The following is a 404-nucleotide window of genomic DNA, read 5'->3' on the forward strand; positions in this document are numbered from 1 at the left end:
CATCGACCCGCATCAGGGAACGGAAACCTGCGGCTTCGTGGAACAAATGTCGTCAGACGAAATGCTGCTGCGCTACACCGGCGACCCGATGTGGGCGGAACATTGCGAAAATGTGGCGTTCAACTCCTATCCGGCGGCCGTGATGCCCGATTTCAAGTCATTGCGTTATATCACCAGCCCCAATCACGTCATCAGCGATTCGGAAAACCATCGTCCGGGTATTGACAACAGCGGTCCTTTTTTGGCGATGAATCCGTTTAGCAGCCGTTGCTGTCAGCACAATCACACGCAGGGCTGGCCTTATTTCGTCGAAAACTTGGTATTGGCAACGCCCGACAATGGCATTGCTGCAGCCATTTACGGTGCTTGCGAGGCAATCGTGAAAGTGGGCAACGGCGCAGAGA

Annotated in this window: 1 protein-coding gene; it reads left to right on the forward strand. The window is 54.5% G+C overall.

What is annotated here, in order from left to right:
• Nucleotides 1–404: beta-L-arabinofuranosidase domain-containing protein (locus tag ASC50_RS05215; protein WP_193391213.1), on the forward strand; the 404-nt coding region annotated here is incomplete at both ends.

The sequence above is a fragment of the Candidatus Symbiothrix dinenymphae genome (assembly GCF_001431085.1).